This is a genomic window from Idiomarina sp. T82-3, from assembly GCF_001577655.1.
Taxonomy (GTDB): domain Bacteria; phylum Pseudomonadota; class Gammaproteobacteria; order Enterobacterales; family Alteromonadaceae; genus Idiomarina; species Idiomarina baltica.
The window spans coordinates 1-10,207 of record NZ_LSBQ01000032.1 but is presented as its reverse complement, the minus strand read 5'-3'; the positions used below and the strand labels follow the sequence as shown (position 1 = coordinate 10,207).

General features: G+C 47.0%; 11 protein-coding genes. All 11 read right to left on the bottom strand.

Annotation, left to right across the window (positions count from 1 at the left end; genetic code table 11):
* Positions 1-88: 88 nt before the first annotated feature.
* Positions 89-940, bottom strand: coding sequence for a tRNA 2-thiocytidine(32) synthetase TtcA (ttcA, locus tag AWU56_RS12755; protein WP_333810561.1), 852 nt, complete (start codon positions 938-940; stop codon positions 89-91).
* A 64-nt stretch (positions 941-1,004) separates the two neighbouring features.
* Entirely contained in the window at positions 1,005-1,931 is a 927-nt protein-coding gene (uspE, locus tag AWU56_RS12750; protein ID WP_006955767.1) for a universal stress protein UspE, read from the bottom strand.
* Positions 1,932-2,009: 78 nt separating this feature from the next.
* Positions 2,010-2,672, bottom strand: coding sequence for a sulfite exporter TauE/SafE family protein (locus AWU56_RS12745; protein ID WP_286682737.1), 663 nt, complete (start codon positions 2,670-2,672; stop codon positions 2,010-2,012).
* Complete coding sequence (gene ccoS / locus AWU56_RS12740) at positions 2,656-2,838, bottom strand: cbb3-type cytochrome oxidase assembly protein CcoS (protein ID WP_272978090.1); 183 nt, start codon at positions 2,836-2,838, stop codon at positions 2,656-2,658. Before ccoS ends, AWU56_RS12745 begins: the two co-directional genes overlap by 17 nt.
* On the bottom strand, positions 2,835-5,234 hold the full coding sequence (locus AWU56_RS12735) for a heavy metal translocating P-type ATPase (protein WP_286682736.1): 2,400 nt from the start codon (positions 5,232-5,234) through the stop codon (positions 2,835-2,837). Before AWU56_RS12735 ends, ccoS begins: the two co-directional genes overlap by 4 nt.
* Positions 5,224-5,721 (bottom strand): FixH family protein, encoded by a 498-nt coding sequence (locus AWU56_RS12730; protein ID WP_006955763.1) that lies wholly within the window; start codon positions 5,719-5,721, stop codon positions 5,224-5,226. The genes AWU56_RS12735 and AWU56_RS12730 overlap by 11 nt, the downstream gene beginning before the upstream one ends.
* Before the next feature lie 58 nt (positions 5,722-5,779).
* Positions 5,780-6,733 carry a cytochrome-c oxidase, cbb3-type subunit III gene (gene ccoP, locus AWU56_RS12725; protein WP_006955762.1) on the bottom strand — a complete coding sequence of 318 codons (954 nt, stop codon included), beginning with the start codon at positions 6,731-6,733 and terminating at the stop codon, positions 5,780-5,782.
* Positions 6,726-6,932, bottom strand: coding sequence for a cbb3-type cytochrome oxidase subunit 3 (locus tag AWU56_RS12720; protein WP_006955761.1), 207 nt, complete (start codon positions 6,930-6,932; stop codon positions 6,726-6,728). The genes ccoP and AWU56_RS12720 overlap by 8 nt, the downstream gene beginning before the upstream one ends.
* Positions 6,929-7,552 (bottom strand): cytochrome-c oxidase, cbb3-type subunit II, encoded by a 624-nt coding sequence (gene ccoO / locus AWU56_RS12715; protein WP_006955760.1) that lies wholly within the window; start codon positions 7,550-7,552, stop codon positions 6,929-6,931. Before ccoO ends, AWU56_RS12720 begins: the two co-directional genes overlap by 4 nt.
* An 11-nt stretch (positions 7,553-7,563) precedes the next feature.
* Complete coding sequence (gene ccoN / locus AWU56_RS12710; RefSeq protein WP_286682735.1) at positions 7,564-9,000, bottom strand: cytochrome-c oxidase, cbb3-type subunit I; 1,437 nt, start codon at positions 8,998-9,000, stop codon at positions 7,564-7,566.
* 153 nt (positions 9,001-9,153) lie between these two features.
* Positions 9,154-10,107, bottom strand: a complete 954-nt coding sequence (locus AWU56_RS12705) for a methyl-accepting chemotaxis protein (protein ID WP_286682738.1) — start codon at positions 10,105-10,107, stop codon at positions 9,154-9,156.
* Positions 10,108-10,207 lie beyond the last annotated feature (100 nt).

Genomic DNA, 10,207 nt, shown 5'->3' with positions numbered 1-10,207 from the left:
ACGCAACTGGAAACCGGCCATGGCGCAATTCGAGATCATGTATCAGGATCGGATTTAACAGTGCAAACAGCCATTTACACAAAATTTTTTACAGTCTCGGCGCATCGAATGCGGTGTCGCCTTCGTCCGTTTCTAAACCAGTGGCTCGCACCTCATCGAAGTTAAACAACTGTCTATCTGCTAGGTGCGATGGCGTCACACTTTGCATAGCAGTAAAGATACTCTCAATACGGCCGGGGAATTGGCGGTCCCATTGATTTAACATTGCCTTGATATTTTTGCGCTGAAGATTTTCCTGTGAACCACACAAGTTGCATGGAATTATTGGAAACGCCATCGCCTCAGAATAACGTGCAATGTCTTTCTCCCGGCAAAAAGCTAGTGGTCGGATAACCACGTGTTCGCCATTATCGCTGACTAACTTCGGCGGCATCGATTTCAGTTTCCCACCATAAAACATATTTAAAAACAGCGTTTCTATCATGTCATCGCGGTGGTGACCAAGCGCAATTTTAGTAGCGCCTAATCGCTTAGCCGTTTTATATAGAATCCCTCGGCGTAAGCGTGAACAGAGTGAGCAAGTGGTTTTTCCTTCGGGGATTTTGTCTTTTACGATGCTATAGGTGTCTTCCTCAACAATTTCGTAATCAACACCGAGGCTATTGAGATAATTGGGTAACACGTGCTCTGGGAACCCGGGTTGCTTCTGATCCAGGTTAACTGCCACAATATCAAAACTGATAGGGGCCACACGCTTTAGGTACATTAGGGTGTCGAGCAGGGTGTAGCTATCTTTGCCTCCCGAGAGGCAAACCATGATCTTGTCGTTATGCTCGATCATCGAAAACTGCTGAATCGCCTTACCGGTCTCTCTGCGGATGCGCTTTTGCAGTTTATTAAAACCGTACTGTTTTTTCGCTTCAGTGCGATCCGTTTGCATACCCACTCACGCCTATATTGATATCGTCGAAAAATAGGGCGTGATTATAGCGAACCACTGTTTATTATGCCACTGGCGATTTAAAATCAGCGGGCTTTATAGCAAGGACATCACAGTTAAGACGCTCTAGTACATGTTCAGCGGTATTTCCCAACAGCGCCGCCGAAAAGCCAGTCCGTCCTTTCGTCCCTAAAACGACAAGTTCTGCATCCAGTCGTTTAGCTAAGTCGGGAATCACTTGTTCAGGCAAACCTTGTTCGACATGCTGCTGTGCATTAGGTATACGGTATTTACGAGCAAAGTTAGCCATTGCATTTTTGTGATGTTTTTCGAGTTCGTCGCTATATTGAGTCACGTCAAATTCGGGAATCTCTACCGCGACGTTAATAGGTGCCGCCGGGTAGGCATTCACTAAATGCAAGCTCGCATTGAGCACTTCAGTCATTGCTTGAGCGGTATCTACAACACGGTCATTAAGCTGTTGGTGCTCGTGCTCTTCCGATCCACTGTGTATGGCGGCCAACACTTGTCCATGTTGTGGCCAAGCATGTTCCTTGACCAACAAGACTGGGCAGGGTGCCTTTCTCAGTAAGTGCCAGTCGGTCGGGGTGAATAATAGATTTTGAAAACTCGGTTGAACTTGAGTTGCTTTGACCAACAGATCCGCTTCGAGCTTTTGAACATGCTCGATGATCGCTTCAAACGGACGGTTATGCCAAACGACAGTAATATCAATATCGAGCCCATCCGTATCAAAGCCCTCTAGTAAGTCGGCAATCCAGGCTCGACGATCAGCGATCAGGTTTGTGCGCATCGTATCGCGTTCATCGCGCGATAACATCGTGGTCATTTCATAAGAGAAATCATAAATAGAGAGGAGTAGGCTGATTTTTGCCTGCGTTAAACGAGCGATATGCAATGATCGGTTTATCGCTTTGTGCTCTTCATCAGCGGGGTCAACCACGACGAGAATCCGTTTAAATCGTTCCATGTTATGCTCCCACACACATAACCAATGATTGTTACCATTAACTTAGCGCAATAATGGATGCTATACCAGTGATCAGCATTAACCCTGTAGCAACGCTTTGATTACGATCAAAAGCGACCATAAACCGTAGAGTAACATCATGACGCCTAAGGCTGTTCTAACCCCTTGGCTTCTGAATAGCTGAGCAACATGCTGGCTAATTAGTCCCAAACCGATCATCGCGGGAAACGTACCTAAAGCAAATAAAGCCATATAACCTGCACCACTAGAGGCACTCCCCGAAGCCGCTGCGTAACTCAATGCACTGTACACTAAACCGCAAGGTAACCAGCCCCAAAACATGCCCGCAAGGTAAGCAGGTAGTAATCCGTGTTGTCCACGCAATTTTGCGGCGAACGGCTGGAGCTTACGCCATACCGGGCGACCTAATGACTCAAGTTTAACCAGTATTGGCCACCACCCAGCTAAGTATAGGCCTAATAGTATCATCATGGTGGCGGCAAAAATTCTAAGAACAGGGGTCGTGTAGGGCGTGTCGGGCGCGAGTAATGCTACTGCGCCACCCATAATAGCGCCTAACAACGAATAGGATGTAAGACGGCCTAAATTATAAACAAACACAGTTAGGCGGTTCTGATTAACACCCATGGCTGCGGCAAGGCCGCCACACATCGCCAAGCAATGGCCCGCTCCCGCAAGCCCCATCAAGAGAGGAGTAAACCAATTAATCTGATCGGTCATCGTTTGGCTTTTTTTGCTCTTTTTCGTCATCGTCATCCATTAGAATCGTCATACCTTGACGTTCAATGTCTTCAAATTGATTTGAGCGTACAGCCCAAAAAAAGATAACGACGGCTAAAATGACAAACAGGATAGCGACAGGAATTAATGCGTAAATAACACTCATAAACGGTACAACCTTAGTGAGTTTGCCACCACGACTAACGAGCTTAACGACATACCCAATGCGGCCGCCCACGGCGCAACTAAACCCAACGCAGCAATAGGTAAAATGGTCAGATTGTAGCCTGCTGCCCAGATAAAGTTTTCACGCATAATGATACGCGTTTTTCGTGCCGTTTCGATAACATCCAATACACGCGTTAGTTGGTCATTAAGTAGCACCACATCCGCCGCTGTTTGCGCCATATCGGATGCATGAGCAAAGGTCATTGAAAGATCCGCTTGTGCTAAAACGGGACTGTCATTAATCCCGTCACCGATCATCCAAACAGTATGCTTTTGTTGCTGCAGTGACTTAATGGTATCAACCTTATCAGCTGGCGACTGCTCGCTGAGCACCTCGTCAATGTCCAACTGAGAGGCAAGTGTTTGAGCCCGTGCGTCGCTGTCACCCGTTAACATGATGGTTCGGATACCTTGCAGTTTTAACGCAGAAATGACGTCATGGCTATCCTCTCGCACCTCATCATCTACCTGAAATTCTGCCAACACAGCTTGACGGTTGGCTAAAATAACATTGCTTTGTCGCTTGGGTTGCCAGTTAGGGTGCCAGATTTGGATAAACTCGCAACGACCTAATCGATAGTCGGTGCCAGCAATTTCCGCCAGTATGCCTTGTCCAGGGTAATTTTGAATGGCATCAGGTGATGTGGGTTGATCGCTTAACTGAGATAAGGCGGCCGCAATCGGGTGTTCAGAGCGCTGCTCTAAACCACTTACAATCGCATTTATCGTATCGATGTCGGCATAGTCTTCACGCGCGATCAGTTTAAATTGACCGTAAGTGAGTGTACCGGTTTTATCAAACACCACCGTATCAAGGTGTTTTACGCTCTCAAGCAGTTGTGCACCTTTGACTAAAACGTTCATCCGGTTGAGTCGATGCACGGCGCCTGTAATCGATGTGGGCGCGGCTAACGACAGGGCGCACGGACAAGTAGCTACCAATACTGCCAAGGTCACCCACAGGGCATGATCGGGATCAAACCAAGACCACACTAAAAAAGTAACCGCGGCGATCGCAAGCAGCGTCATCACAAAATACTGCGCGATATGGTCAATCGCTTTCTGCACTTTGGGCTTGTCGGCTAAAGCAGCATCTTGCATAGCAACAATGCCAGCCAATACGGTTTGTTGAGCGGTAGCTGTGACTTTAATTCTCAGTGTCGCGCTTTGATTAACCGAGCCTGCTACAATACCGTCACCGGTTGCTTTGGTGACTGGGCGACTTTCTCCCGTCAGCAAGCTTTCATCGACCGAGGCCTTATCGCTCAAGAGAACGCCATCCGCGGGTATGGTTTCGCCAGGTTTAATAACAATAATGTCGTTAATTTTGAGTTGTTTGGCTGCAATATCCTCTAGTCCACCATCATATTCACGGTGCGCCAAGTTGGGCATGTAAGTAAGGCGATTGGTAGAAAATTTGAGAGCCTTTTCTTTGGCTAACAACTCTAAAAAACGACCCGTCAGCAGGAAAAAGGTAAACATCGAGATCGATTCAAAATAGACCTCACCGCGTCCGATAATGACTGCATATAAACTTGCAATGTATGCACCGATTAACGCGATACTGACGGGAACGTCCATGTTAACGCTACCCGCCTGAATACTTTTGAGCGCGCTCTTATAAAAAGGCTGGCCACTGTATAAGATCACGGGAGTTGCAAACACTAAACTGACAACCCACAGATATTGTTGAGTTGTTGGGTCAAGATCGGAAACCACGCCAAAATAAAGAGCGAAGGCAATCATCATGACTTGCATGGTGGCTAAGCCAGCGACACCCAACCGTTTAATAAATCCTTTGCGCCGCGCGTTGATGTTGGCTTCTATTTGGTTCTGCTGAAAGGGTAGAGCTTGATACCCAATACGGGCGAGCCGGGCTATGATATCACTTAACTTGATTATGCTACCGTCCCACTCTATGTGAAGACGTTGGTTACTCACGTTAACGACCGATTTAATCATCCCGGGTGTTTTTGCAAGTTCTCGCTCGATAAGCCATGCACAGGCACCACAGGTGATATTATTCACGGTAAGGGTGGTTTGCTTACTATGATCACCCGTGTTTCGGACAAAATCTGACTGAACGTCAGGGTTGTCATATACGTCGAGTTCTTTGAGTTGCTCGGGTAATAATGGCGTTTGTTGAGGTTTATCTAAATCACGATGTTTATAATAAGCTGTTAAACCATGTTCAATGATGGTTTCAGCGACCGCTTGGCAGCCAGCACAACACACCGCTTTGTCGTCACCTTGGAACGCAACCGATAGCTCGACGCCGTGCGGTATCGGTTGCAAACAGTGAAAACAAACGCCGTCTTCAACGTCAGACGCCATAGAGGTTCGGCTCCAACAACGTGGCTTTGTCTAATGGAAAATAAAACTGTTCACTGACTTTCCAATCAGCACTGTGAGGTGTCACGGTAATCGTGTACTTGCCTGACATGTCAGCAGGTATATCGGTTCGATATACACCATCTGCACCAACCGTCACTTGACGAGTAAAATCTTTAGTGGATTGCGTTGCATGGACAAACTCAACCGTGAGTGCTGAGAGTTCGCTAGGCTGTCCAGACGCATATTGCAACGTGAACTTACCGTCGTGAGCGGTGACATTAAATGAGATTCCCAGTTTTTTTGCTTTTTCTACATGTTCAATGACCGCGTTGATCATTTTGCCGCGTTTATAGTAGTCATCGACTACCATTGAAAAACCACCTTGGGATGCAGAGAGGTAAATAATCGTCGCACACACGCACATGACGGTTACGGGCAGGGCGATTAGAAACCAAGGCCAAAACTGCTTATACCAGGGTTTCTGCATAATAATAATCCTCTTTAACAAAAAACCCCGCCGTAGCGGGGCTTTAAACCAGATTTACTTACTCATCGTGAGACAAGCTGTAAATGTACGCTGAGACAACGTGTATTTTATCCTCTCCGAGAATATCTTTCCACGCTGGCATCACACCGTTTCTTCCGTAATGTAAAGTTTCCTCGATAGTGGCAATAGAACCACCGTACAACCAAACATTATCAGTCAAATTAGGCGCACCTAGCTGCTGGTTACCTTTACCATTTGGACCGTGACACGCTGAACAGACCGCAAAGTTTTTCTTACCTGCGGCAACGAGTTCTGGGTCACGTTCACGACCACTTAGGCTCGCTACATAGTTCGCTAACTCAGTAATTTCCTGATCACTGAACTGTTCACCCCATGCAGGCATGTTGCCTTGACGACCGTTAAGCAAGGTCGTCTTGATGTCGTGCGGAGTACCGCCATATAACCAGTCGTCATCAGTCAGGTTAGGGAAGCCACGTCCGCCCATTGCGTTTGAACCGTGACACTGAGAACAGTTTTGCAGGAATAGGCGCTGGCCCACCTCTAAAGCGTCCTCATTTTTGATCAGCTCTTGAATCGGCGTTTGAGCATAGGCTTCGAAAATTGGACCAAACTCTTCCTCAGCATCACGCACTTCGCGGTCGTACTGAACGATAGAGCCGTCATCTTTTGAAGCTTTCATGGCTGCACGTGACTCAGCTAACGATTGCACATCTTGGTTCGAGCTTTTCCAACCTAATAAACCGTCGAACTTACCAAGCCCCGGATACAGTGCTAGGTAAACAAAGCCCCAAGCAAAACACGCCCAGAACAAGTAGGTCCACCATTTAGGTAGTGGGTTATTGACTTCAACGATGCCATCGAACTCATGGTCCATCTCCTGGCCTTCATCGATGTCCGTATAGTTTTTCATGTTCCAACGCAATAGCCAGATGAGGACAAACAACAACCCCAACGTTAGAACAATGATCCATGCACTCCAGAAGTTACTCATCTTTCTTGGACTCCGGTTTCTCGCTATTTTCGTTAGATGAGGACTCCGACTCATTCTCGTCAAAGATTGAGTTAGCAGCCTCATCAAATTGTTTGTTGGCGCGGCGGCTCAGGTAAACCCAAAGTACGATGGCAATAAAAATTACCAAAATCACGATGGAGAAGAGTCCCCGCCAAGTGCCGTAATCTTCGTAACTCATTCGTTATCCGCGCGTTTCAGAGCGGTCCCGAGTGATTGAAGATAAGCAATAAGCGCTTGCATCTCGGTCTTACCTTGAACAGCTTCTTTTGCGCCAGCGATATCTTCATCCGTATAAGGAACGCCTAATGTACGAAGTGCTTCCATTTTCTTAGCTGTGTAAGCACCATCTAACGTGTTTTCAGCTAACCAAGGGAAGGCAGGCATATTTGACTCAGGTACAACGTTACGTGGATTCATCAAATGCACATAGTGCCAATCATCACTGTAACGACCACCTACACGAGCCAAGTCAGGTCCAGTACGCTTTGAGCCCCACAAGAAAGGGTGGTCCCAAACACTTTCACCTGCCAGTGAATAGTGACCGTAACGTTCGGTTTCTGCACGGAACGGACGAATCATCTGGCTGTGACAGTTAGAGCAACCTTCACGCATGTAAATATCGCGGCCTTCTAACTGAAGTGCGGTGTAAGGTTTCAAACCTTTAACCGGCTCTTGTACTTGGCTTTGGAATAACAGTGGGGTGATCTCTACAAGACCACCAATCGACACTGCGATAATCATCAAAACAGACAACCAGCCAAGGTTCTTTTCTACAAATTCATGTTTTACACGACTCATTGTTATCTCCCTTAGGCTGTTTGTACGACGTTACCTGCGGCAGTCTCACGACGGCCGGCACGGATGGTTTGATAACAGTTGTAAGCCATTAGCAGCATACCTATGATAATAAACAAACCACCGATAAAGCGGCCCGTCCAGAACGGATATGAAGCTTGTACGCCCTCAACAAAGCTGTAAGTCAAGGTGCCGTCAGCGTTAGTTGCACGCCACATCAAGCCTTGCATTACGCCTGAAATCCACATCGAAACGATGTAGAAAACTACGCCGATCGTGTGTAGCCAGAAGTGCACGTTGACCAACTTGATACTATGAATTTGTTTCTGGTTGAACAAACGTGGAACTAAGTAGTACATTGAACCGATTGTAATCATCGCAACCCAACCCAAGGCACCTGAATGAACGTGACCAATGGTCCAGTCCGTGTAGTGCGATAGGGCGTTTACAGACTTAATCGCCATCATCGGGCCTTCGAAAGTCGACATGCCGTAGAACGATAGAGAAACAATCAAGAAACGCAAGATGGGGTCAGTACGCAGTTTGTGCCATGCGCCAGACAGGGTCATAATACCGTTGATCATGCCGCCCCAAGAAGGTACGAACAAGATTACAGACATCACCATACCCACTGATTGAGTCCAATCTGGAAGCGCAGTGTAATGAAGGTGGTGAGGACCTGCCCAAATATAAAGTGAGATAAGGGCCCAGAAGTGAACAACCGACAAACGGTATGAGTAGACAGGGCGCTCAGCTTGTTTAGGTACGAAGTAATACATCATACCCAAGAAACCGGCTGTGAGCAGGAAGCCTACCGCGTTGTGTCCATACCACCACTGAATCATGGCGTCGACCGCACCCGAGTAGATTGAGTACGACTTAACGAAATTGACCGGAATCGCCATGCTATTCACGATATGTAGCATCGCGATAACCACGATAAAGCCACCGTAGAACCAGTTTGCAACATAGATGTGCGAGGTTTTACGAATCGCTAACGTACCGAAGAATACGATTGCATAAGCAATCCACACAACGGCAATCAGGATATCAATCGGCCATTCAAGCTCAGCATATTCCTTTGTAGTGCTTAAGCCCATGGGCAATGTGATGACTGCCGCCACGATAACAGCCTGCCAACCCCAAAATGTAAACGTTGCTAAGCGGTCCGAGAACAGCTTGGTTTTACATGTCTTTTGAACAACGTAGTAGGAGGTTGCAAATAATGCACTGGTACCAAAAGCAAAAATAACGGCATTGGTATGAAGTGGACGAAGGCGAGAGTAGGTAAGCCAAGGCGTATTAAAGTTCAGCTCAGGCCACACAAGTTGTGCAGCAATAAGCACGCCCAAGCCCATGCCGACGATACCCCAAATAATGGTCATGACAGTAAACTGCCGAACGACCTTCATATTATATTCGATCGGTTGGTTTTGAAGTGTTTCACTCATCTTGATATTCCGCGGTGATTGAGTTCAGGAAAAAGACGACTTTTACCCGCTTACTTATAAAAGTCAGCTCCCTTGTAAAAGTGCCAATAGTTTACACCTTACGGCTATAAACGTACAGAGGACATATTAACAATATCCCCATAAACTAAAAGGCTATTTTACGCGAAACCGCCGTATCATTTGACTCAAATCAACGCTGTTTTTAATAAGTGAATCAGACACTTGTTTTACCTGTTGGCTCGCGTCTTTAGTGTCATGTGTCAGCGTACTTATCGACGTTATATTCTGACTAATGTCTTGCGTTACACGGCTTTGCTCATCCGTTGCAGACGCAATTTGTACATTCATTCCTGAGATATTTGCGACAGCCTCTTGGATCTGACTAATGGCTTGTTCGGCTTCGATGGTTTCACCGCGGGTTTGCTCAGAACTTGATTCAGCTTCGCGTATAATATTCGTTACATCACTAATGGCGCGCTGAATGTTGTCGACAATGCTGCCAATTTCATCCGTCGACTTCTGTGTCTTGGTCGCCAACTGCCTAACTTCGTCTGCAACCACAGCAAAGCCCCGTCCCGCTTCACCCGCTCGAGCCGCTTCAATAGCGGCGTTTAACGCAAGCAAATTGGTTTGCTCAGCAATTGTGATAATAACATTCAGAATGTCGCCAATCTCCTTAGAACCTTCCGTCAACGTTTTCGCATGTTGATTGGCTTGATTTAAACGTTGTGTCAACTCATCAATGTTCTGAACAGCCCGTCGAACCGTGGTGGCAGAACGACCCGATTGCTCGTCCGCGACACTGGCTGATTCCGCTGCTTCGCGCGCATGATGTGCCACTTCTCCGGCGGAAGATGTAAGCTCATTGACGGCTGTAGCAACGGCTTCGGTTTGTTGGCTTAAGCGCTCGGTTTGCGAAGAACTCGAATCACATAATTTTGCCAATTGCTCAGCCGCCGCCTGCTCAGCGTCAACCGAATCTTGCACATTGGTGACAAGCTGCTGGATTTTATGAACAAAGGTATTGAATGACTCAGCCACTCGAGTGAGTTCGTCATTGCCTTGAGTCTCAAGTCGTTTGGTGAGATCACCGTCACCTTCGGAAATATTTCCTGAATTCAGATAATAACCGCAACACTCATGTAATGGGATAGGTCGGAAGGAGGTCAGCTACCCACATGTGGTAGTCTTACTTTTCGACCAAAAA